We start from the raw sequence: 23,724 nt of genomic DNA on the forward strand, positions 1-23,724 counted from the left end.
AATACAAGTGCTCCGAGCCAAGCTCAGTGTCAGACTTAGTCAGCATAAATTAGATGTCGTACTGCCAAGCATTCCCCTGTGATGCTCAGGGACCGAACTTTCAAAACAATATAAAGCGGCTAGAGGACGACGAGACGTCACATTCTCCGCCAATCACCATTCCCAGACTCTCTTATACCATTGGTAATGGCGCGCAATTGTGATGATGTCGGACTGCCAGTGTCAATAAGTCGTTACCAACGAGGTCAAATATTGTGAACAAACGGTGATACTCAATATTTCGCCATTTTATTGGCGACCAGTAGGTCAGCACAATTTCAATAAGCTGATTCATGCCGCTTGGGGAATACTCCAAACCCTCTTAAGGGGAGCACTATATCCTAGAGTTAACAGCGAATTGATACGTCTGCCCCTCTATCTGAGCGGTTGTTCGACGCGCGACCGTTGTTGGGCTGCGCATGAGACATCGAAGAGAACCTGGTCGCCATTGATGACAGCAAATTCAAGGCCGTCAACCACCGCGACCGTCATTTCACTAGCGCCAAAAGTGCCTGCGCAACAGCTGGCCGCTGAACCCGTACGACCGCGAGGCTTTCTTCGGTGGCATGGAGGTGGGTGACACGGACTATCCTTTCTACACCGAAGCTGCCTGATACTCTGCACCACCGGCAACTGGGGGGCCATAGCTGCCCCCAGCTGCCCATGGACACCTATTTCGTTTCCAAAGAGGTGCCTATATGAAGGACCTTTTCACCTACAGGCTGTTCACAAGGGTGGCGCGACTGGGCAGTTTTTCGGCCGCGGCACGCGAAATGGGTCTTTCTCAATCCCAGGTCTCCAGGATTGTTGCCGAACTCGAAGCCGATCTCGGCACCCTGCTTTTGGCCAGATCGACACGCGCAGTTGTACCCACTGAGGCGGGGGCTGATTTTCTGTCGCGCATGGAACCCATCCTTGCGGCGGTGGAAGAAGCTGAGCAGAGCGTTCGCGCAGGTGGAGAGCTGCGTGGCGTCGTCCGGATCAGCATGCCAACGAGCATCGGCGTAAGGGAAATCATTCCGCGTATAGCTCCGTTCGCGGCAATACATCCCAACCTGCATATCCAGGTCCTGCTCGCTGATCACTGGCAAGACCTGGTCCGCGAAAATATCGATGTTGCGATAAGGCTGGGACGGCTATTGGATTCCAGTGCAACAAGCCGTCAGATCATGACAATCTCCAGGTTCATTCTCGCCTCCCCCTCCTACTTGCGCGCCGCTGGAGAGCCGACTACACCGCAGGACCTGCAATCACATCGAATCATTGCAGGTCCGGCCTCGACTGTCCCGAGCGGCTGGATGTTCACACGCAATGGAGAGACCAGGACCATTCAGCTCGAGGCTCACTTCTCGACCGACGAAAATGAGGGCGCTGTCGCAGCCGCAGCCGCCGGGTTGGGGATCACGTCGACAACGGCCTGGGCGTGCCGGCGTGAGCTTGAAAGTGGTGAACTCGTCGCACTGCTCACCGATTGGGAGACCGAATCCGTACCTGTTCATGCCTACTTCCCCCATGGATCGCGTACCCGGAGTGCCGGCCGCGCCTTGATCGAGCATCTTGTATCCAGCCTTCTTGGCGAGGGCTGCGACGCGCTCGGAACACATCGCGGCAATACCTATGCATCCCATACATAGAAGATAGCGAGCCAGAGTGGCTACTCTGATCCCGCCGCACCTGCCAATTTAGTGCCGTCATCCTGCACGACGCATCGGTCGACCTTTTCAGCCGAGCGGCGCGCTGGACGCCCCTTACTTCATCAATCAAGGAGAAGTGTCATGCGTATGACCGGCAATACTATCTTCATCACCGGCGGCGGCTCCGGTATTGGCCGAGGCTTGGCCGAAGCCTTCCACACGTTCGGCAATAAGGTGATCATCTCTGGCCGGCGCAAGGAGCGGCTGCAGGAGACGCTCGACGCCAACCCTGGCATGGCCGCAATTGAGCTCGACATTACTGATCCGGGCAGCATCCAGGCGGCAGCACAGACTCTCATCGCCAATTACCCGGACGTGAATGTGCTGATCAATAATGCCGGCATCATGATGCTGGATCACGCAGACAGGCCGGTGGACGATGCACTCGCGCTGTCGACCGTCACCACTAACCTGCTCGGCCCGATCCGCATGACCTCGGCGCTGGTCGAGCATCTGAAGGCACGGCCTGATGCGGTGATCGTCAACGTCTCCTCCGTTCTCGGCTTCGTGCCGATGGCAGTGACGGCGGTCTATTCGGCGACCAAGGCAGCACTCCATTCCTACACGCTGTCACAGCGCTACCTGCTGCGGGGACATGGCATCCAACTGGTCGAAATCGCGCCGCCTTGGGTACGCACCGAGCTGCTCGATAGCAGCGAGGAAGCGCGCGCTATTCCTCTCGACCAGTTCATTACTGAAGCGATGACGCAGTTCGAGAGCGGCGTGGACGAAATTCTCGTCTCTCCTGCCGAGGCTATGCGTGCCAACCCCGGCCCGAACGAGCATGCGTGGGTCAATCAGTTCAACGACATGATCGCAGCCGGGCCGGCTTTGAGCTGACCGGCCGGGCGGCCCCAGCGGTCGCCTGCCCCTCACATTGTTAACAGGATCAAGACTATGACCGCACGCACACCAACCGAGAACAAGGCAATCGTTCTCGAAGGCTTCGAAACCCTATTCAATCGCAAGGATCTGGCTGCGGCCGAACACTTCTGGTCGCCCTCCTACATCCAACATAGTGCTCATGTACCCCCAGGTCGCGAGGGCCTGTTCGGTCTGGTCACCACGGGGCCGGCCAACCTGCGTTACGAATGCCAGCTCGCTGTGGCGCAAGGCGATTTCGTCATGCTGCACGGCCGGTTCTCTGGCCTCGGCCAGCCGACGAACTGGGTCGTGGTCGACATCCTCCGCCTCGAGGACGGCGTGATGGTCGAACATTGGGACGTCATCCAGGACGAGGCGACGCGCGAAAGCTCCATCGGCGGCCATCCCATGTTCGGCGATCACTTCCCGGACTGACGCCCCCGAACAACCACTCGGTCGTCTTTGCGGCGACCAGCAACGTAGTAAAAATGCGGCCCCCCCGACCTGGACAAAAAGTGTCCAGGGAACGGCACTCCTCAGGCGCACATTGCTCACGCCCACTAGAGACAACGCGCAGGCTCTGCACGAGTTTGAGTTATGGCCCTACGCGTTGATGAGAGAAAGGGATGATCCACTACAATCGTCTACACGATGCAGGAAGACTCGATGCTGCGTTCGACGTGCGTACACGTACACCGATCCGTTGAACGCTCCCACAAGGGGCCAGCGCCGGTCACACCATTCACCAACGACACCGAACAAATGTGGGAGTGCTGTACTGTCCAGGCACCAGGCCGACAGAAGCGGCGAAGTCGCGGCTGCATTTCTACTGTTGACCATCGCCCATATCCACAGCCGGTAGGCTAGCGATGATCGGACCGACACAGGGCCAGCTCAGCAAACGACAGCCAGGATCATCGTCAGAGAAACCTTGGGATGAGTAGTCGACGACTCTGAAAGCCCTGAGAGCCTTCCAGGGCTTTTTCGTTTCTGCGTCGCTTTTGCATTTCTGTGCGACAGATCCCACTTCAGGGACTCCCCTACCGCTCCCTCGCGGTGTTAGTTTGGAAAAGTTTCTGTCTCATCGATCAGAAATTTCTCACCAACTACCTGCAAAGGAATGCCCCCAACAATGGATTTCTCACTCAAGCACCTGGCCGCGACAACCTTGATACTGGCCAGCCTCTCGTCGATCACCACACCAGCGTACGCCAACATCACACCGCAACAGAGCGCGACCATCCTCAAGACCTTCAGTGATGCATCGGTAACGGATTTCAGGCAGTTCCTGGGACACCTGGCCAAGAGCGAGCTTGCCAAAACCGACGACCTTGGCCCGGCAATCAGTGCTTTCCAGGGCAACAAGACCCTGTCCCCTGAACAGCAGAACGATATCCATCGCCTGCTTGGCCTCTATGCACGGGTGAAGTACGGCAACGCTGCCACCGAGACCCTGCGTGAGTTAGTGGCAATCCCGACCTTCCGCGTGGACGGCGTTGCCCAGCACGAGAATCCCGAATTCATCAAGATCGCCGACAAGCTCAAGGGCCTTGCCCAGGCCTTCAACCTGAACTTTCGCAACATCGACAACCGCGTCTATGAAATCTCCCTCGAAGGCGCTGGCGATGAAGTCGTGGGCATTCACGCTCATGCCGATGTGGTGCCCGTGACGCCGGAGAACTGGGTCTTGAAAGACGGCACCCGACTCGATCCGTTCAAGGTCACCCTGGTCGGCGACCGCATGTATGGCCGCGGCACCGAAGACGACAAGAACGGCATCGTGGTGGCGCTCTACGCCATGAAGATCATCAAGGAAGAGAAGCTGCCGCTGGCCAGGAATTTCAAGCTGCTGGTAGACACCACCGAGGAAACCTCCGGCGACGCCATCCCCTATTACTTCGAACACAACCCGACACCCAACTACAATCTGGCATTGGATGGCGGCTACCCGGTGGTGATTGCCGAGAAAGGCTACGGCACCGTCATGGCCAGTTTTACCCGGCGTGCCGCAGAGGGCAAAGGCGCCGAAATGACTTCAGTAACGGGCGGGCTGGCCACCAACCAGATTCCTTCGACGTCGATCGCCACCTTCGTGACAGACAAACCCGCCGAGCTGGCCGCCAGCCTACAGAAGGCCGGCACGGACTACGCCACGCACAACGGCGGCAACTTCGACGTGACCGCCAAGGTCGTCGACAAGGACGTCAAGCTTACGGTCACTGGCGTCTCCGCCCACTCCTCCGAGCCCGAGTCAGGCGTCAACCCGGTGGCAAGAATGCTGGACTTCATCAACAGCCTCGACGGGAAGATCGCACTCAAGCACAACCACATTACCGACGCCGCCCGCTACGCCGCCGACAACTGGGGACTGGACTACCTGGGTGGCAAATTGGGGGTCGGCTTTTCCGATGCGTTCATGGGACCGCTGACCACTTCCCTGACCTATGTCGCAATGGATGAAAAAGCCTTCAAGCTCGCGGTCAACCTGCGTGTGCCGGTGGGCAAGTCCCCAGAAGCGCTCAAGACCGAAATCGCCGAAAAGCTTGGCGCCTGGAGCAAGAAGACCCATATTGCGGCGACCTTCAACTACTCGATCGCCGAGCCGATGTACCGCAACCCTGAGGGTGATTGGGTCAAGGCCCTGCTGGCCGTGGCCAGCGAAAACCTTGGCATGGAACACAAGTTCGGCACCTCCGCCGGCGCCACCTCGGTCCATGAGCTGCCCAATGGCGTGCAGTTCGGCCTGGCCAGGCCCGAGGTCAAGTACACCGGTCACACCGACAACGAGTTCAAGACTGTCGACCAGTTCCTGCTCGACCTGCAGATCGTGACCGAGATGCTGGGGCGCATCGGGCAGTTGCCGAAGCTCTGACTCCCTTTCGGACCCGCTATTCTGGCGGGTCCACCTCTTTGATCGTGTTGATCTCGTCGGATCGCCAGGTTTTCGCACAGTCTGCGAAGACTCTCTTTTCAATGCCGACAACAAAATCACGCGCAAAAAAAAACGCCACTCAATGAGTGGCGTTTTTCTGTATTTGGAGCGGGAAACGAGACTCGAACTCGCGACCCCGACCTTGGCAAGGTCGTGCTCTACCAACTGAGCTATTCCCGCGTCTTGGTGTGGCGCATTCTATAGAAATTAGAAGCCCCGTCAACCCCTTGATTCAAAAAAGTTTTATTTCTTTTCCACATCGGTTTTCAGATGCGGCCAGGCCGCGCGTAGATACTGCAGCATGGACCACAATGTCAGGCCTGCGGAGACCATCAGCAAGGTATAACCCACCAGAACCCAAAAGCTGAAGTCCGACGGATTGGCCAGCAGGATCACCAGCGCCAGCATCTGCGCAGCGGTTTTCCATTTGCCCAGGTTCGACACGGCGACATGTGCACGCGCGCCCAGTTCGGCCATCCACTCTCTGAGTGCGGAGACGACGATTTCGCGACCGATGATCACCGCTGCCGGCAGAGTGAGCCACAGATTGCCGTGTTCCTGCACCAGCAATACCAGCGCCACCGCCACCATCAGTTTATCGGCAACAGGATCGAGAAAGGCCCCGAACGGTGTGCTTTGCTCCAGACGGCGGGCAAGGTATCCGTCGAGCCAGTCCGTCGCCGCAGCGAACGCGAAGACCGAGGCGGATGCCAGGTAGCTCCACTGGTACGGCAGGTAGAACAACAAAATGAAGATCGGGATGAGCAGAACGCGTAGAACGGTGATCAGATTAGGGATATTCATCGGCACAACTGGCTACGAGGTGAGTTGGGCATTCTACTCGCTGTGCAGGTTTGCATAAATCAACTCAGCGAGCTTTTTACTGATCCCCGGTGCTTTGGCGATCTCTTCGATGCTTGCACGAGACAGCTCCTGCAATCCACCAAAATGTTTCAACAAGTCACGCCGCCGTGTCGGCCCTACCCCGGCAACGCCTTCGAGTGTCGAGGTGCGACGAGTTTTCCCACGCCGTGCGCGGTGACCGGTAATTGCAAAGCGGTGGGCTTCATCGCGGATCTGCTGAATCAAGTGCAGCGCTGGAGAATCCCCGCGCAAGGTGAACTCATGGGCGGCGTCATTGAGGTAGAGCGTTTCAAATCCGGCCTTGCGCGTCGCGCCTTTGGCCACGCCCAAGAGAATCAGGTCGGGCACCGCCAACTCGTTGAGCACATCACGCGCCATGGATAGCTGCCCCTTGCCGCCATCCACCAGCAATATGTCCGGCAACTTGCCCTCGCCGTCCTTCAGCTTGCTGAAGCGTCGAGTCAATGCCTGGTGCATCGCCGCGTAGTCATCGCCCGGCGTGACACCTTCGATGTTGTAGCGACGGTAGTCAGACTTGAGCGGCCCTTCGGGGCCAAACACCACGCAGGACGCCACAGTTGCTTCGCCGCTGGAGTGGCTGATGTCATAGCACTCCAACCGTTGCGGCGGCTCATCCAGGTCAAGCACTTGCGCCAAGGCTTCAAACCGTGCGGCAACGTGCTGACGATTGGCCAGCCGCGCGCCAAGCGCTTGCTCGGCATTGGTCACGGCCAGTTGCTGCCAGCGCGCTCGCGTACCACGAACCCGATGGCTGATGGTCAACTCGCGACCGCGCAGCTCTTCGATGGCCGCGATCAGGGTCGGGAAGTCCTCGTGGACCACATTGACGATCAATTCGCTCGGCAAGTCGCGCTCGGGACTGCTGATGAAGTACTGGCCAAGAAACGCCGCCATGACCTCGGCAACATCCTCTTCAATACCCACCTGCGGGAAAAAGTTCTTGCTGCCCAGCACCCGCCCACCGCGGACACTGATCAAATGAACGCAGGCACCGCCCGGATTGATAAATGCCGCGATGACATCGACATCCCCTGTTCCGCCTTCCATGCTCTGTTGATCCTGCACCCGGCGCAGCAGGGAAATCTGGTCCCGCAGCTCGGCCGCACGCTCGAAATCCAGGGTACTCGCCGCCTGCTCCATGCCTGCGGACAGCTCGTCTGTCAGCGCATTACTACGACCCTCGAGGAACATCACCGAGTGACGCACATCCTCGGCGTACACCTGCGGCTCGACCAGACCGACGCAGGGTGCCTTGCAACGTTTGATCTGATACTGCAAGCACGGTCGCGTACGGTTTTTGTAGTAGCTGTCTTCGCACTGACGAACAAAAAAGGTTTTTTGCAGCAGGCTCAGGCTTTCACGGATCGCACCCGCACTAGGATAAGGACCGAAGTATTTGCCCTTCGGCTTTTTCGCACCGCGGTGGATGCTCAAGCGTGGAAAGTCTCCCTCCGAAAGAAACACATACGGATAGGACTTATCGTCACGCAGGAGAATGTTGTAGGGCGGCCGCCATTCTTTGATCAGCGTCTGCTCAAGCAGCAGTGCTTCGGTTTCGTTGGCGGTGATGGTGGTTTCGATTTGGGCAATATGCCCCACCAGCGCAGCCGTTTTGGGTGCCAGGCCGGTCTTGCGAAAATAACTCGCCAGACGCTTTTTCAGATTCTTGGCTTTGCCCACGTACAGCAGGCGCGCATCGCTTCCAAACATGCGATACACACCGGGGCGCCCACTGCAGGTCGAAAGAAAGGCGCTTGGATCAAACGGGTCGGTCATTGTCAGAGACTGGCATCGACCATGCCGTGACGAACCGCCAACAGCGTCAACTCAACATCGCTGCTGATCGAAAGCTTCTCGAAAATGCGGTAACGGTAGGTGTTCACGGTTTTTGGCGACAGGCATAGTTTGTCGGAAATGATCTGGACCTTCTGGCAGCCGACAATCATCAAGGCGATCTGGATCTCCCTCTCTGACAAGGCATCGAAGGGTGAATCATTGCTCGGCTGGAACGATTTGATCGCCAATTGCTGGGCAATTTGCGGGCTGATGTAACGCTGCCCGGCAAATACCTGGCGAATCGCCTGGACCATTTCATTAAGCCCGGCGCCCTTGGTGAGATAGCCCGCAGCGCCTGCCTGCAACAGTCGGGTAGGAAACGGATCTTCCTCGCACACCGTGACTGCGACGACTTTGATGTCCGGATGGCTGCGCAACAACTTGCGCGTGGCTTCAAGACCGCCGATCCCGGGCATCTTGACGTCCATCAGCACCACATCCGGTTTCAACTCACGCGCTTTAAGCAGGGATTCCTCCCCCGACTCAGCCTGGCCGACTACTTGCAGACCATCGATGTCAGCCAACATTCGTGTAATACCTGTACGAACGAGATCATGGTCATCGACTACTAGCACCCTAATCAAGCAGACACCTCGCGATATAGTCTTATTGGTTGCCGAACACCTTAGCAAAAAGCATCCGGCAGACCTAGCAGCAAGCGCCATATAAAAAGTTTCAATTCGTCTTGAGGGGCTTGAGCTACACGCTTTGCAGACGTTTCAGCGCGGACATTTGCGCTCCATCCTCAGGAAACAGTCGTCCTGCCCGACTATCTGCAAGCCCATGCGCTGATAAAGCGCTTGAGCCGGGTTGTCCTTGAACACCGTCAGACGCAGCGCCGGACGATGCTCCGCACAGGCTTTTGAAAACACCTGCTCGAGGGTCCAGGCGCCAGCGCCCTGACCGCGAAAGGCCTCGACCATATGCAACTCGCGAATGTACAGGGCCTTCGAGTCGCGACTCAGGCTGGTAAAACCCAGCACCGTTTCATTTTGGCAAATCAGCCAGTTTTCCCGACCTGCCCAGGCAGCATCGAAGGCCTCGTCGATCCACGGTAGATCATGCCTGATGTAATAGCCAAGCATGGTTTGGCACGTCAACGCTCGAGCAAATGGCAAATGTTCCGAAGAGGCCAATCGCAGCTCAAAACCCATTCGCCCTCCTCAAGCACTCACCACCGGCACGACCTCCCCGCTCCACTCGCTTGCATTTCGGCGGGCGATCACCAGTAAATCCCCGGTTCCCGGAGCTGCCGCTATCAACGAACCATCCGACGCCCAGATTGCGCTGCGTCCTGCCGACTCCCAGCCGCCCGTTGCACCACCATGATTGGCCATCAGCACTACCATCGAGTGCTCGCTGGCATAACCCTGCAGCAATGCAGTATCCGGTGCATAACCACCTTCCGTAATCAGCACGCCAGCAGCGTAAATATTCGCCCCCTTGTCAGCGGCCTCGGCGGGATGACTGGCATGCGAAAAGTCAGCGCACACCGCCAGCGCGATGGAATCGCCCCCCATGGCCAGCAGTGAGCCGCCCGAACCCGGCGCAAACGCCACCTCCTCGCCTGAATGCAAATGCTGCTTGCTGTAGACCCCCAGCGAACCATCGGCAGCGAGTACCAGCGCGCCAATCAAGACCGGCGCATCGGCCGACAGACGAATAGGCATACCGACTACGGTGGTTACACCCAACTCCCGAGCCAAATCCCGCAGTGGCTTTAAAACAGCCGCATCCGGCGCGATTGCCAACTCCGCCGCCAACCCGCGCTCGTAACCTGTGAGTGACAACTCGGGAAACACCAGAAGTTGCACGCCCTGCTCGGCTGCGAGCTGGATGAAGCGTTGGTGCCGGGCAATATTGGCGTGAAGATTACCGGCAATCGAGATCGATTGAGCGGCGGCGATAGTCAGTGTGGTCATCTGCGCTGTCCTTGATGAGTGTCCGCGAGCAATCCTGAAGTGTGTCACAAAGCGACGCGGCGCTTAAGCCATAGATGCTGGTCACCGAACCGATAGCATTTTCTGATTGAATCTGCACACCGGCCTCTAGTAAGCTCGACGCATCCATCGGAGACAGACTATGTTGCATACCCCTTCACAGCTTCGTATCGCCAGCGCCCCGCGCTCGGTGGCGGCTGCACGGGTGAATGACGTCTGCGCACCGGTAAACTTTTATTTTGGGTATTGGTTTAGCCACTGGCGCGCCTGATACCCACACGGCGCCCACTACTCAAGGGGTCGCCTACCAGAGAATTCTCAACCCCCGGTCGGCCTCCCGATCGGGGGTTTTGTTTTTTCAGCCCCAACCATTTTTTAGCAACATCACTGACTTCAAGGAATCACGACATGAACTACGCCACTTATTACCGTTACGACAGTTTTTCCGCTTGGCGATTTACCAGCCTCCGTTCGGGACAGCCTGCCGCCTCCGATCGGTCACCCACAGGTGGCAAGCACACACTCGAAGCCAATCCGGCCAATTGTCGAACACCCCAGTAGGGCCGAGCGCGCGGGACAGAACCCGCCGCCAGCCCAGGAAGCCTGAATATGAACTCGTCCGTATCTGCTCTGCCGCTGTCCACCCTGAACCCTGCCAATGAAGCACTGACCCAGCGTCTGCCCAGCTCATTGCAGCTCAAGCAACAACTGCCACTCACCAGTGCCCTGACCCAACAAGTCAGCACTCATCGCCAAACCATCCGCGCCATCCTCAACGGTGAAGACTCCCGATTGCTGGTAGTTGTCGGCCCGTGCTCCATCCATGATCCGCAGTCCGCACTCGAATACGCCGAGAAGCTTGCACACCTGGCCACCGACGTCAGCGATGAAATGCTTCTGGTAATGCGTGCCTACGTCGAAAAACCGCGCACCACGGTCGGCTGGAAAGGCCTGGCCTACGACCCGCATCTGGACGGCAGCGATGACATGGCAGGTGGCTTGACCCTGTCGCGAGAACTGATGCGCGAAATGCTGCGCCTGGGCTTGCCGATCGCGACCGAACTCCTGCAACCGATGGCCGCCAGTTACTTCGACGACCTGCTCAGTTGGGTCGCTATCGGTGCCCGCACCACTGAGTCGCAGATTCACCGTGAAATGGCCAGCGGCCTGAACATGCCGGTCGGCTTCAAGAACGGCACCGATGGTGGCGTTGGCGTAGCCACTGATGCCATGCGCTCGGCTTCCCACCCTCATCGTCACTTCGGTGTCGACAGCCAGGGTCATCCGGCGATCATTCATACCCGAGGCAACCCGGATACTCATCTGGTACTGCGTGGTGGCCACCGAGGCCCCAATTACGATCAGCATAGCGTTGCCCAAGTCCAGAGCGCCCTGAACAAGCTGGCAATCCCGGCACGGATCATGGTCGATTGCAGTCATGCCAACAGCGGTAAAGATCCGTCGCGTCAGCCTGCGGTGTTCACTGATGTACTTGAGCAACGCCTGCAAGGTGACCGTTCACTGATCGGCATGATGCTTGAGAGCCACCTGTTCGAAGGCTGCCAACCGTTGAGCAACACATTGCGTTATGGGGTTTCGGTGACCGACGGCTGCCTGGGATGGGAGGCTACACAACAGTTACTGCGCAAGGCCTCACAGCAGTTGCGCATCCAACGCAGTAGCAGCCAAATACCTGCCTGAACCTTGTTACCTTATCGACACGTGCCCGGATACACGATTACGGCGGCTCCAGTTCAAGCGCGAGACTGGAGCCACCGTTGTTCGGGCCGGGTGTTTATGGTTTCAGCACAGCTGGCTGCCCGCCGACTGCACGCGGATGACTACAACCTCAGATTCCTGGCTCGCGTCGTCAAGGCGTTCGACTTGATAACTCACTCGAACGGTCGAGCCCTGATGCTCTCGCCAAAAACGGTAGGGTACGATGAATACGACCGGCTTATCGGCAGCATCGCGGGAGATGTCACGGCTATCGCGATGACTGAAGTTCTCGCCATCGCATTTCAGATAAACCAGCTCCCCTTCCTGCGTACGCGCCTGATCAACCACAACGGTGACACCGTCCAGCGTATCTTGCAGGTCCAGCAGACCTTCATCTGCTTCCAGCACATCCGGCAGTGCCAGCGAAATCGGAGGCCGGACACCCACGTTCAACCGAGCCGGCTCCGAGTAGCGCGTCACCCGGCCTGGGTGCTCAACGAGGTAACTGAAAATGACGGTGGCGCCGAGATTCGAAGCGATGTAGTGCGGGGGCACCCAGAACGAGACTTCGTCTGCGATGGAAAATTTTTCGATCTGATACGAGTCGTTGAATTGCTGTGCGGGATCTTCGCCTGCCCAGGAAAGAACTACCGTATCGCCCTGCGACATCCCTCCGTATGGCGCAATCGTAACGCGCGCGCCTTCAGGCACACGGTCAGGATCGAGCCAACCACCATACGCGTCATCCACCGTTGCCGGCAGCAACTCCTGTCTGACGTCCCCCACCTGCACTTGCAGCCGCAATGACTCAACGGGAACCCCCTGCAACACGCTGTGGAGGGTATAAAACACCTCAAGCCAGCCACCCTCCATCGCGGCAATGTGCGTGGAGCGTATGACAAAGATGATCTCCCTGCCCACCTGATAGCTGCTGACGGAGCGTTGTTCCTTGTGCGAATAGGCCGCCCCCTCGGAATCGATGCCAACCCACGACATCACGACCTTGTCTGTGCATGCCATCCCCGGGTAAGGCATGACCTTGACGATGGCCCAGCTCAAGGCGGGGTCCAGGACTCCATCTTGTTCAGCCTCCAGATCGGGAGCCGGCAAAATCAGTTCCCCGGATTTGATGGTATATGCCTGCGAGTCGATGTGCGCAGGCAAAGCCATTGAACACCTGGGCCCGACCTCTTCATGCACGCTATCGATCAATACATCGTTAATAGCCATTCACTCTCTCCTGTCCCTGGATTTACCGCTCATTTTTCAGAGGGGTATTGAATGGGTCCATTGAAAACGAAAGGCCGGTTTTCCGATGTCAGGCCCAGCAGCAATCTCAAGCGGTTAATGATGCGTTAGAAGTAGGACGTTCACCCTGACCTCCCCTTCACCCCATACAAAAGATGTCTGGATGTTCCGAGTAACGCCTCAGACAGATCGGAACGCTCTTCCAATTTTTACTCCACTTTCAACACATTACAGCGGCTTTTTCGTACACCTCTGGCCCGTTGGCCTGGATTAGAGTGAGGACTCAAGCCCACCCCGAACTTATTTAAAACAGGTGCGAACATGCAACGGAATGCAACCACACAACACCCCATCCTGCTGGTCCACGGCCTCTTCGGTTTCGCAAGCATCGGAAAACTGGAACTCTTCCATGGCGTAAAGCAGGCACTGAGGAACGCTGGCACTCAAGTGTTCATACCCTACCTCTCGGCCACTCACTGCAATGAGGTCCGTGGAGAGCAATTACTGGCGCAGATCGACCTGGTGCTGACCCGCACCGGCGCGAGCAAAGTCAATCTGATCGGCCATAGCCAAGGTGCACTGGCCGCTCGCTATGCCGCAGCCAAAGCGCCGCAGAATGTTGCTTCAGTAACTTCCGTGAGCGGGCCGAACCATGGCTCCGAACTGGCCGACTGCTTGCGCAAGGCCTTGACCCCCGGCCACCTGCCAGAACAGGTTGCAGTGGCGGTGTCGACGCTGTTCGTCGAGTTCCTGTCGTTTATCAGTGGTAGTCCGAAGATCCCGCAGAATGCCGTCGCCGCGCTCAACGCTTTAACGACTGAAGGCGTCGGTGCGTTCAATGCCAAATACCCTCAAGGCCTGCCGAGCACCTGGGGTGGCAACGGCGAAGAACAGGTCAACGGCGTTCGTTATTACTCCTGGAGTGGCACGCTGCAGGGCAGCCTGCTGGATGAAGGGCTTCATACACTCGATCCACTGCACGGTTTTTGTCGAGGGTTTTCCAGGTTTTTCACTCGCGAGACCGAGCAAAATGACGGGATGGTCGGCCGTTTCAGTTCGCACCTGGGCACCGTCCTGCGCTCTGATTACCCGATGGACCACCTGGACGCGATCAATCAAACGGCAGGCCTGGTGCGCAAAGATATTGATCCCATCGAGTTGTTTGTGCGCCATGCCGAACGATTGAAAAGCGTTGGTCTTTAACGTGCTCAACTGGATTTTTTCGACCGACGGCAAGATGAGGTGAAAGCAGGCAATGGATTGACGGAATTTTGACGAGAAATAGACCACTGAATCCGGTAGGCTCAGCACTTTACTGAACATTGAATGGAGAGTTTTCCCATGGCTAAAGCCACTGCCCGCCACATCCTGGTTGCCACTGAAGCCAAGTGCAACGAACTGAAAGCCGAAATCGAAGGCGGCGCTGATTTCGCTGCCGTTGCCAAAGCCAACTCCACTTGCCCATCGAGTCGTGACGGCGGCAACCTCGGTTCGTTCGGTCCAGGCCAGATGGTCAAGGAGTTCGACGCCGTAGTATTCAGCGCACCGGTCAATACCGTGCAAGGTCCGGTCAAGACCCAGTTCGGTTACCACCTGCTGGAAGTGACCAGCCGCCAGGACTGATCAATCCGCGATTTGCTCAAACAACGGCCCGCCTTCTGGTGGGCCGTTGCGTTTGTATCAAATGATTATGGCTGGCGAGTCGCGCGCCGCTAGCGTACAAATCGTGATTATCGATTACCCGGCTCTTAAGGCTGACAATGCGACTGGCTTCCCCCTCATTGATCTTCACGGCCCTGGCCTTGCTGCTGAGCACCACCGGTGTAAACGCGGCGCCACAACATGCCTTGACCGTGTATGGCGAACCGGCCAAATACCCAGCCGGCTTCAGTCACTTTGCCTACACCAACCCGCAAGCCCCCAAGGGCGGCAGCATGCGCCGCTCGGCGATTGAAATCGGTCGCTTCGACCACGTATTGCCCTACATCGACAAGGGCATTGGCGTGACTCAGCTCGACGGGATGATTTACTCGCCGCTGGCCCAGCGTTCGCTGGATGAGCCCTACACCGTGTACGGGCTGGTGGCAGAGAAAATGGAGCGCTCCGACGATGGCCTGTGGCTGCGTTTCTACCTGAACCCCAAGGCTCGCTTCGCCGATGGCACGCCCATCACCGCCGAAGACGTACGCTACACCTACGACCTGCTGATGACCCAGGGCAGTCTGCGCTATCGCACCCAATTTGCCGACGTCAAAGGCGTCGAAGTCGAGTCGCCGCGCACCGTCCGCTTCGACTTCAAGAACAACGAAAACCGCACCCTGCCACTGGACATCGCGACCTTGCCGGTATTTCCCGAGCACTGGTGGAAAACCCGCGACTTCGCCAATGGCGGCGGCTATGAAGCACCGCTGGGCAGCGGACCGTACCGCGTCGGCAAGGTGGATTCGGGACGCAGCATCACTTTCGAGCGCAACGCCGACTGGTGGGGCAAGGACTTGCCCGCCAGCCGTGGCCTGTACAACTTCGATCATTTCAGCATCGAGTATTTCGGCGACACCGACGTCGCTCGTCAGGTCCTGCGCGGTGGCGCCTATGACTACAACCGCGAATTCTCGGCCACCGCTTATTCCATCGGTTACGACAGTCCAGCGCTGAACGACGGCCGCTTGCAAAAGGCCCATCTGGCCAAAGAAGCACCGCAACCGGCCCAGGGCTTTGTGTTCAATCTGCAAAAGCCGATATTCCAGGACCGCCGCGTACGTCAGGCGCTGGCAATGCTCTGGGATTTCGAGTGGAGCAACCGGCAGATGATGCGCGATATGTACATTCGCCAGCAGAGTTACTTTTCCAACACCACCCTGGCCGCCAGGCAACTGCCCGATGCCAGCGAACTGGCGATTCTCGAACCCTTGCGCGGGCAGATACCGGACGAGGTCTTTACTCAGGTTTTCGAGGCGCCGAAAACCGACGGTAGCGGCCTGATCCGCGACAAGCAATTGCAGGCACTGGCGCTGCTCAAAGAGGCCGGCTGGAAACCCGAAGACGATCACCTGGTCAACGCCGTGGGCGAACCGCTGGCGTTCACCTTCCTAGTCAGCCAGAACGGCATGGACCGCCTGCTGCTACCGTACAAGCGCACCCTGGCGCAGATCGGCATCAACCTGGACATCCGCCGGATCGACTCATCGCAGTATGTAAACCGTTTGATGAGCCGCGACTACGACATGATCGTCACTGGCTATCCGGTGACCACCTCGCCGGGGACCGAACTGTACAACTACTTCGGCTCGGCCTCCGCCACCGACCCTGGCGCCAATAACTATATGGTGCTGAAAAACCCGGCCGTCGACACGCTGATTACCGGTCTGGTCAAAGCCACCACCCAGGTTGACATGCTGCGTTATGCCCATGCACTGGACCGGGTGCTGCAATGGAACTACTACTGGATTCCCAACTACTACCCGCCAGGCTCCTCGACCGTGTGGTGGAACCGCTTCGGCATTCCGGCGGTGCAAGCGAGCAATGACGAAGCCATCGAGAGCTGGTGGGAAATGAGCACAACGCCACTGACCAACGAACAAATGGCTGCCGAACGCATCAAGCGTGGCAAACCCGGAGGGCCGCATTGATGCTGGCTTATATATTTCGGCGTTTACTGCTGATCATCCCGACCCTGGTGATCATCCTGCTGGTCAATTTCGTGATCGTGCAGGCCGCACCGGGTGGTCCGGTCGAGCAGGCCATCGCTCACCTGCAAGGCATCGGCGGCCCGAGCATCGGAGCCTCTGGCGATGCCATGAGCCGCGGCTCGCGGGCCAGTCGTGGCCTTGATCCACAACTGATCAAGGACATCGAAAAACAGTACGGCTTTGACAAACCGGCACCAGAACGCCTGTGGCTGATGATCACCAGCTATGCCCGCCTGGACTTCGGCAAGAGTTTCTTTCGCGGCGCCACGGTCACCGACCTGATCCTCGAAAAAATGCCGGTGACCATCTCGCTGGGACTCTGGGCAACACTGATCACCTACCTGGTGTCGATCCCGCTGGGCATTCGCAAGGCCGTGCATCACGGCAGCCATTTCGATATCTGGAGCAGCACCGCGATCATCATCGGTTACGCGATGCCGGCGTTTCTGTTTGCGATGTTTCTGATCGTAGTGTTTGCCGGCGGTACCTCGTTGAACTGGTTCCCGGTACGTGGATTGGTCTCGGAAAATTTCGAGCAGCTGTCGACGCTGGGAAAAATTACCGATTACTTCTGGCACCTGGTGCTGCCGGTAACGGCGCTGGTGGTTGGCGGTTTCGCCACACTGACTATCCTGACCAAAAACTCCTTCCTCAATGAAATCACCCGCCAGTACGTGGTCACCGCCCGCGCCAAAGGCCTGAGCGAGCGCCGGGTGCTGTACGGTCATGTGTTTCGCAATGCAATGCTGCTGGTGGTTTCGGGCATTCCTCAGGCGTTTATCAGCGTTTTTTTCGCCGGTTCCTTGTTAATCGAGGTGATCTTTTCCCTCGATGGCCTGGGGCGGATGAGTTACGAAGCGGCCGTGTCCCGAGACTACCCGGTGGTGTTCGGTTCACTGTTCATCTTCACCCTGTTCGGTCTTCTGATAAAACTCATCGGTGACCTCTGCTACACCCTGGTCGACCCGCGCATCGACTTCGCCGCGAGGAATGCCTGATGCTCAACCTCTCGCCCCTGGCGCGCCGACGCTTCGAGCGCTTCAAGAAAAACCGCCGTGGCTGGTGGTCGCTGTGGCTGTTCATCGGCCTGTTCATCCTGACCCTCGGCGGCGAGCTGATCGCCAACGACAAACCGCTGGTGCTCAGCTATCAGGGCTCGTTGTACTTCCCGGCGTTCAAGCGCTACACCGAGCAGGCGTTCGGCGGCCAACTGCCGTTCCAGGCCGACTACCGCAGTGACTACGTGCAGAAGCTGATCCACAAGGACGGCGGCTGGATGCTGTTCCCGCCGATCCCGTTCAGCGACGACACGCCGAACTACGACCTCAATCAACCCGCACCGAGCCCGCCGTCAAAGGTGAACTGGCTGGGCACCGATGATCAGGCGCGTGATGTATTGGCACGAGTGATTTTCGGCGCCCGGGTGTCGATATTGTTTGCCCTGGCGCTGACCTTCATCAGCGCGCTGATCGGCATCGCCGCTGGCGCCTTGCAGGGTTATTACGGCGGCTGGATCGACCTGCTCGGCCAACGTTTGCTGGAGGTCTGGTCGGGGCTGCCAGTGCTTTACCTGCTGATCATCCTGTCAGGGTTCGTCGAGCCGAATTTCTGGTGGTTGCTGGGGATCATGGCACTGTTTTCCTGGCTGGCACTGGTGGATGTGGTACGCGCCGAGTTCCTTCGTGGACGCAACCTGGAGTACGTCAAAGCCGCCCGGGCGCTGGGCCTGACCGACCGCAAAGTGATCGTGCGGCACATCCTCCCGAACGCGATGAACGCAACCCTGAGTTATCTGCCGTTCATTCTCACCGGGGCGATCTCGACCCTCACCGCCCTCGACTTCCTCGGCTTCGGCATGCCCGCCGGCAGCGCTTCGCTGGGCGAGTTGATCGGCCAGGGCAAACAGAATCTGCAAGCACCGTGGCTCGGGCTGACGGCGTTTTTCACCCTGGCGCTGATTCTTTCTTTACTGGTGTTTATCGGTGAAGCATTGCGTGACGCATTTGATCCACGATCTTGATCCTCGTTCATGAGGCGGACTGTTGATATGAGTGACAACCTGATTGAAATCCGTGACCTCAACGTGGCCTTCAGCGGCCAGGCCGCCGTGCGCAACCTGTGCCTGGACATCCGCCCCGGCGAGTGCCTGGCGCTGGTCGGCGAATCCGGCTCGGGCAAGTCGGTGACCGCCCATTCGATCCTGCAACTGCTCCCCGACGGCGGCACCACATCCTCCGGGAGCATTCGCTATCGTGGCCAGGAACTGCTCGGCGCGGATGTCGGGACTTTGCGAGCATTACGCGGTAATCGCATCGCGATGATTTTCCAGGAGCCGATGACCTCTCTCAATCCATTGCACAGCATCGAAAAGCAGATTGGCGAAACCCTGCTGGTGCACAGAGGACTGGGTGGCAGGGCCGCGCAAAAACGCACCCTTGAACTGCTGGAGCTGGTGGGCATTCAGAAGCCCCATGAGCGTCTCAAGGCGTACCCGCACCAGCTCTCCGGCGGCCAGCGGCAACGGGTGATGATCGCCATGGCCCTGGCCTGCGAACCGGAGTTGTTGATCGCCGATGAACCGACCACCGCGCTCGATGTGACGGTACAGCGCAAAATCCTGCTGTTGCTCAAATCACTGCAGCAACGCCTGGGCATGTCGCTGCTGCTGATCAGTCACGACCTCAATCTGGTGCGCAGTATCGCCCAGCGTGTCTGCGTGATGCGTGGCGGCGAGATCGTCGAGCAAGCCGAATGCGAGCGTCTCTTCAATCAACCCCAACATCCCTACAGTCGTGAGCTGCTGAACGCTGAGCCTGAAGGTGAAGCTTTGCCGCGTGACGAACGTGAAGCCGTACTGCAGGTCGATGACCTGAGCGTGACGTTCCCATTGGGTGGCGGCCTGTTTCAACGCAAGACTTACCTGCGTGCAGTAGACGGCATCAGCCTGAGCATTCAGCGCGGCAAGACTCTGGGCATTGTCGGCGAGTCCGGCTCCGGCAAGTCAACGCTCGGACAGGCGATCCTGCGCCTGCTCGATTCCCAGGGCAGCATTCGCTTTCAGGGTGAAGCGCTCGACAGCCTTAACCAGAAACAATTACGGCCATGGCGCAAACAGATGCAGGTGGTGTTCCAGGACCCGTTTGGCAGCCTCAGTCCGCGGATGTCGGTGGCACAGATCATCAGCGAAGGGCTGGAAGTCCATAACCCATCGAGTGTTGCCGAACGCGAAGCCCAGGTCATCCAGGTGCTGAAAGAAGTCGGTCTCGACCCGCAAAGCCGCCATCGTTACCCGCACGAGTTCTCCGGCGGCCAGCGCCAGCGCATTGCCATCGCCCGCGCGCTGGTACTCAAACCGGCGCTGATCCTGCTCGACGAACCCACCTCGGCACTTGATCGCACGGTACAAAAACAGGTGGTCGCCCTGCTCCGCCAGCTTCAGGAAAAACACGGCCTGACCTACCTGTTCATCAGCCATGACCTGGCCGTGGTCCGCGCCCTGGCCCACGACATGATCGTGATCAAGGACGGCAAAGTCGTGGAGCGCGGCGCCAGCCATGAAGTGTTCGACGCGCCACAGCACCCCTATACCAAAGAGCTGTTGGCAGCGGCGCATCCAGGCTGGGCATAATCGCGTCGGACCGCGTCGCGGCCTTCGCGAGCAGGCTCGCTCCCACATTGGATCTGCGGCGTTAACAAGACCCTGCTCGCGAAGGGGCCTGCATAGGCAATACACATTCTGGAAATGACACCATGAACGACACCGAAAGCCTCAAGGACTACCAACGTGTGCGCATGTTGGCGATCCGCTCGCTGTTCGAAATCATCGAGCAATCCAGCGAAGGCACGGTGATCGTTGACCGCGATGCGAACATCGTCTGGATGAACGAGCGTTACGCCAGACGCTTCGGCCTTGAGTCGGCGGCAGTGGCGATCGGAAAGCCTTGCGAAAGCGTGATCCCCGGCAGCCTGTTGCGCGAGGTCGTGCGTACCGGTCGACCAATCCTGCTGGACATGCAAGACACGCCCAAAGAGCCGCTGGTGGTCATGCGCCTGCCGATTCACGACGATGCCGGCGCGGTGATCGGTGCCATCGGGTTTGCGCTGTTCGATGAATTGCGCAGCCTGTCGCCGATGCTCAAGCGCTACCTGAGCCTGCAGGAAGAGCTGGCCTCGACCCGTTCGCTGCTGCGAGCCCGGCAAGCCAAATACACCTTCGCCCACTTCATTGGCACCAGCGCCGCCAGCCTGGAAGTCAAACGCCGCGCCCGGCGCAGCGCCAGCACTGAATCCCCGGTCTTGTTGCTGGGTGAAACCGGCACCGGCAAAGAGCTGCTGGCCCAGGCGATTCATGGTGCCTCGCCACGGGCGCATAAAGCCTTTGTCAGCATCAACAGCGCGGCGATTCCCGAAGCACTGCTCGAAGCCGAGTTTTTCGGCACCGCCCCCGGCGCCTTCACCGGTGCGGATCGCAAGGGTCGCTCCGGCAAGCTGCAGATCGCTCAGGGTGGGACCCTGTTTCTTGACGAGATCGGCGACATGCCGCTGCCGTTGCAAAGCAAATTGTTGCGGGTACTGCAGGAAAAAGAGTTCGAACCGGTCGGCTCCAACGAAGTGATCCAGAGCGACGTGCGAGTGATCGCCGCGACCTCCACCGACCTCGAAGCGGCGATCAAACGCGGCGAGTTTCGTGCCGACCTGTATTACCGCCTCAACGTGTTGCCAATTCAGGTACCGCCTCTGCGAGAACGCCTCGACGACCTGCCGGCCCTGAGCGAAGCGATTCTCGAAGAGCTGCGCAGTCAACATGAACTCGACAGCCAGGCCCTGGAGTTGCTCGGCCAACACGCCTGGCCGGGGAACATTCGCGAGCTGCGCAATGTGCTGGAACGGGCCGCACTGCTCAGCGATGACCTGATCCTGAACGCCGTCGAGATTCGCGCGGCGATTGGCAGTTTTGTCGCGGTACAGCGCTCCGTGCCCGCGGCCATTGAAACGGTTGCCAATGAGACTTTCAGCGCTGCCCGTGAACGCTTTGACCGACAGTTGATTGAAAACACGCTGGCGCACTGTGGCGGCAAGGTTATCGAAGCAGCGGCACGACTGGGGCTTGGGCGCTCGACGTTGTACAAGAAAATGGTCGCGTTGGGGATTGCCGAGTCTCTATAAAGAGATATCCGTCTCTGTTTATAGACATGACTTGAAACCGCATCGCGGCCATCGCGAGCAGGCTCGCTCCCACACTGAATCGCATTAAATTCACATTTCCGGGTCAACCCTGAACAAATGTGGGAGCGAGCCTGCTCGCGATAGAGCCGTCCCTGCCACTACAAGTCTCTAACTTGAGACAAATTATTTACTGCCTCCTATAAAAATAAAAAATATTCATATATTTCAACAAGTTGCTTGAATGGCACGAAACTCGCTAACGCCCTCTCCTACAAAAGATCCACCCCACAAAAATAACAATCCAGGAGACACACCATGAGTGTGATCATTGCCTTGGCAGCCCTTGCGCTGCTGATGCTGGCTGCTTACCGTGGCTACAGCGTCATTCTCTTCGCTCCGATTGCCGCCCTTGGCGCGGTCCTGCTCACTGACCCTTCTGCCGTTGCGCCCGCCTTCACCGGCGTGTTCATGGAGAAGATGGTCGGCTTCATCAAACTGTATTTCCCGGTGTTCCTGCTCGGCGCGGTGTTCGGCAAGCTGATCGAGCTGTCAGGCTTTTCGCGCTCGATCGTCGCCGCCGCGATTCGCCTGCTCGGTACTCGCCAGGCGATGTTGGTTATCGTGCTGGTGTGTGCCCTGCTCACGTACGGTGGCGTGTCGCTGTTCGTCGTGGTGTTCGCGGTGTACCCGTTTGCGGCGGAGATGTTCCGCCAGAGCAATATTCCAAAACGGCTGATCCCGGCGACCATCGCCCTCGGCGCGTTTTCCTTCACCATGGACGCCCTGCCCGGCACCCCGCAAATCCAGAACATCATCCCCAGCACCTTCTTCAACACCACGGCCTGGGCCGCGCCATGGCTAGGTTTGATTGGTGCAATTTTCGTGTTCTGCGCCGGCATGCTGTTCCTCCAGCGCCAGCGCAACAAGGCCCAGCGCAGCGGTGAAGGCTATGGCGCGGAGCTGCGCAACGAGCCGGAAACTGCCGCAGACGTGAAGCTGCCTAACCCGTGGATTGCGCTCTCGCCGCTGTTGCTGGTGGGCATCATGAACCTGCTGTTCACCCACTGGATTCCGCTGTGGTACGGCAAGACCCACAGCCTCAGCCTGCCGGGCATGACCGCGCCGGTGACCACCGAAATCGCCAAACTCACCGCCATCTGGGCGGTTCAGGCCGCGTTGCTGGTGGGCATCATCATGGTGTTGGTGTTCGGCTTCCAGGCGATCCGCGGCAAGCTTGCCGAGGGCAGCAGAAGCGCGGTCAGCGGTGCCTTGCTGGCGGCCATGAACACCGCGTCGGAATATGGCTTTGGCGCGGTCATCGCCTCTCTTCCCGGCTTCCTGGTGCTGGCCGACTGGCTGAAAAGCATCCCCAACCCGCTGGTCAATGAAGCGATCACCGTGACCTTGTTGGCCGGCATCACCGGTTCAGCCTCGGGCGGTATGAGCATCGCCCTGGCCGCGATGGCCAATGACTTCATCGCAGCGGCTCATGCGGCGAACATTCCTTTGGAAGTGCTGCACCGGGTCGCGGCCATGGCCAGTGGCGGCATGGACACCCTGCCACACAACGGCGCGGTGATTACCTTGCTCGCGGTGACAGGCTTGACCCATCGTGAAGCCTATAAAGACATTTTCTGTATTACGCTGATCAAGACCCTGGCGGTCTTCGTAGTCATCGGTACGTTCTACGCCACCGGCATTGTGTGAGGCAC

General features: G+C 58.6%; 19 protein-coding genes, 1 tRNA gene and 1 pseudogene. 14 read left to right on the top strand and 7 right to left on the bottom strand.

Going from position 1 to position 23,724, the window contains the following annotated elements:
* Positions 1-471: 471 nt before the first annotated feature.
* The 5 genes and pseudogenes from NTD87_RS28150 to NTD87_RS21555 all read left to right on the top strand — a co-directional run.
* Positions 472-546 (top strand): annotated as a pseudogene (locus NTD87_RS28150) (hypothetical protein); the annotation flags it as partial.
* A gap of 191 nt (positions 547-737) precedes the next feature.
* Positions 738-1,673, top strand: a complete 936-nt coding sequence (locus NTD87_RS21540; RefSeq protein ID WP_262116202.1) for a LysR family transcriptional regulator — start codon at positions 738-740, stop codon at positions 1,671-1,673.
* Positions 1,674-1,814: 141 nt separating this feature from the next.
* Positions 1,815-2,573 (top strand): SDR family oxidoreductase, encoded by a 759-nt coding sequence (locus tag NTD87_RS21545; RefSeq protein WP_262116203.1) that lies wholly within the window; start codon positions 1,815-1,817, stop codon positions 2,571-2,573.
* A gap of 57 nt (positions 2,574-2,630) precedes the next feature.
* On the top strand, positions 2,631-3,032 hold the full coding sequence (locus tag NTD87_RS21550) for an ester cyclase (RefSeq protein WP_262116204.1): 402 nt from the start codon (positions 2,631-2,633) through the stop codon (positions 3,030-3,032).
* A 697-nt stretch (positions 3,033-3,729) separates the two neighbouring features.
* Entirely contained in the window at positions 3,730-5,469 is a 1,740-nt protein-coding gene (locus NTD87_RS21555; RefSeq protein ID WP_262116205.1) for a dipeptidase, read from the top strand.
* Positions 5,470-5,633: 164 nt separating this feature from the next.
* Here the strand turns inward: NTD87_RS21555 and NTD87_RS21560 are convergent.
* The 6 genes from NTD87_RS21560 to NTD87_RS21585 form a co-directional block, all read right to left on the bottom strand.
* Positions 5,634-5,709, bottom strand: a tRNA-Gly gene (locus tag NTD87_RS21560).
* A gap of 63 nt (positions 5,710-5,772) precedes the next feature.
* Complete coding sequence (gene pgsA, locus NTD87_RS21565) at positions 5,773-6,333, bottom strand: CDP-diacylglycerol--glycerol-3-phosphate 3-phosphatidyltransferase (RefSeq protein ID WP_262116206.1); 561 nt, start codon at positions 6,331-6,333, stop codon at positions 5,773-5,775.
* 33 nt (positions 6,334-6,366) lie between these two features.
* Positions 6,367-8,190, bottom strand: coding sequence for an excinuclease ABC subunit UvrC (uvrC, locus tag NTD87_RS21570; RefSeq protein WP_262116207.1), 1,824 nt, complete (start codon positions 8,188-8,190; stop codon positions 6,367-6,369).
* A 2-nt stretch (positions 8,191-8,192) separates the two neighbouring features.
* Positions 8,193-8,834: a UvrY/SirA/GacA family response regulator transcription factor gene (uvrY, locus tag NTD87_RS21575; RefSeq protein ID WP_019690936.1), complete on the bottom strand. Its 642-nt coding sequence runs from the start codon at positions 8,832-8,834 to the stop codon at positions 8,193-8,195.
* A 135-nt stretch (positions 8,835-8,969) separates the two neighbouring features.
* Positions 8,970-9,404, bottom strand: a complete 435-nt coding sequence (locus tag NTD87_RS21580; protein ID WP_262116208.1) for a GNAT family N-acetyltransferase — start codon at positions 9,402-9,404, stop codon at positions 8,970-8,972.
* Positions 9,405-9,413: 9 nt separating this feature from the next.
* On the bottom strand, positions 9,414-10,172 hold the full coding sequence (locus tag NTD87_RS21585; RefSeq protein WP_262116209.1) for a carbon-nitrogen hydrolase family protein: 759 nt from the start codon (positions 10,170-10,172) through the stop codon (positions 9,414-9,416).
* Between the two features lie 627 nt (positions 10,173-10,799).
* Here NTD87_RS21585 and NTD87_RS21590 point away from each other — a divergent pair.
* Entirely contained in the window at positions 10,800-11,891 is a 1,092-nt protein-coding gene (locus NTD87_RS21590; protein ID WP_262116210.1) for a 3-deoxy-7-phosphoheptulonate synthase, read from the top strand.
* Positions 11,892-11,993: 102 nt separating this feature from the next.
* Here NTD87_RS21590 and NTD87_RS21595 read toward each other — a convergent pair whose 3' ends face one another.
* Positions 11,994-13,139, bottom strand: coding sequence for a hypothetical protein (locus tag NTD87_RS21595; RefSeq protein ID WP_262116211.1), 1,146 nt, complete (start codon positions 13,137-13,139; stop codon positions 11,994-11,996).
* Positions 13,140-13,478: 339 nt separating this feature from the next.
* On the opposite strand from NTD87_RS21595, the gene NTD87_RS21600 reads away from it, so the two are divergent.
* From NTD87_RS21600 to NTD87_RS21635, 8 genes are all read left to right on the top strand, one after another.
* Positions 13,479-14,360, top strand: a complete 882-nt coding sequence (locus tag NTD87_RS21600; RefSeq protein WP_262116212.1) for an esterase/lipase family protein — start codon at positions 13,479-13,481, stop codon at positions 14,358-14,360.
* Between the two features lie 138 nt (positions 14,361-14,498).
* Positions 14,499-14,780, top strand: a complete 282-nt coding sequence (locus NTD87_RS21605; protein ID WP_262116213.1) for a peptidylprolyl isomerase — start codon at positions 14,499-14,501, stop codon at positions 14,778-14,780.
* Positions 14,781-14,917: 137 nt separating this feature from the next.
* Positions 14,918-16,786, top strand: a complete 1,869-nt coding sequence (locus NTD87_RS21610; RefSeq protein WP_262116214.1) for an extracellular solute-binding protein — start codon at positions 14,918-14,920, stop codon at positions 16,784-16,786.
* Positions 16,786-17,844 carry a microcin C ABC transporter permease YejB gene (locus tag NTD87_RS21615; RefSeq protein WP_262116215.1) on the top strand — a complete coding sequence of 353 codons (1,059 nt, stop codon included), beginning with the start codon at positions 16,786-16,788 and terminating at the stop codon, positions 17,842-17,844. The genes NTD87_RS21610 and NTD87_RS21615 overlap by 1 nt, the downstream gene beginning before the upstream one ends.
* Positions 17,844-18,866 carry an ABC transporter permease gene (locus NTD87_RS21620; RefSeq protein ID WP_262116216.1) on the top strand — a complete coding sequence of 341 codons (1,023 nt, stop codon included), beginning with the start codon at positions 17,844-17,846 and terminating at the stop codon, positions 18,864-18,866. The genes NTD87_RS21615 and NTD87_RS21620 overlap by 1 nt, the downstream gene beginning before the upstream one ends.
* Before the next feature lie 27 nt (positions 18,867-18,893).
* Positions 18,894-20,474: an ABC transporter ATP-binding protein gene (locus tag NTD87_RS21625; RefSeq protein WP_262116217.1), complete on the top strand. Its 1,581-nt coding sequence runs from the start codon at positions 18,894-18,896 to the stop codon at positions 20,472-20,474.
* 122 nt (positions 20,475-20,596) lie between these two features.
* The gene (locus NTD87_RS21630; protein ID WP_262116218.1) at positions 20,597-22,012 is read left to right on the top strand and encodes a sigma-54 interaction domain-containing protein; all 1,416 of its coding nucleotides are present in this window, start codon (positions 20,597-20,599) and stop codon (positions 22,010-22,012) included.
* 315 nt (positions 22,013-22,327) lie between these two features.
* Positions 22,328-23,719, top strand: coding sequence for a GntP family permease (locus NTD87_RS21635; protein ID WP_262116219.1), 1,392 nt, complete (start codon positions 22,328-22,330; stop codon positions 23,717-23,719).
* Positions 23,720-23,724: the final 5 nt, after the last annotated feature.

Origin of the sequence: Pseudomonas sp. 6D_7.1_Bac1 (assembly GCF_025465945.1) — a bacterium.
Classification (GTDB): domain Bacteria; phylum Pseudomonadota; class Gammaproteobacteria; order Pseudomonadales; family Pseudomonadaceae; genus Aquipseudomonas.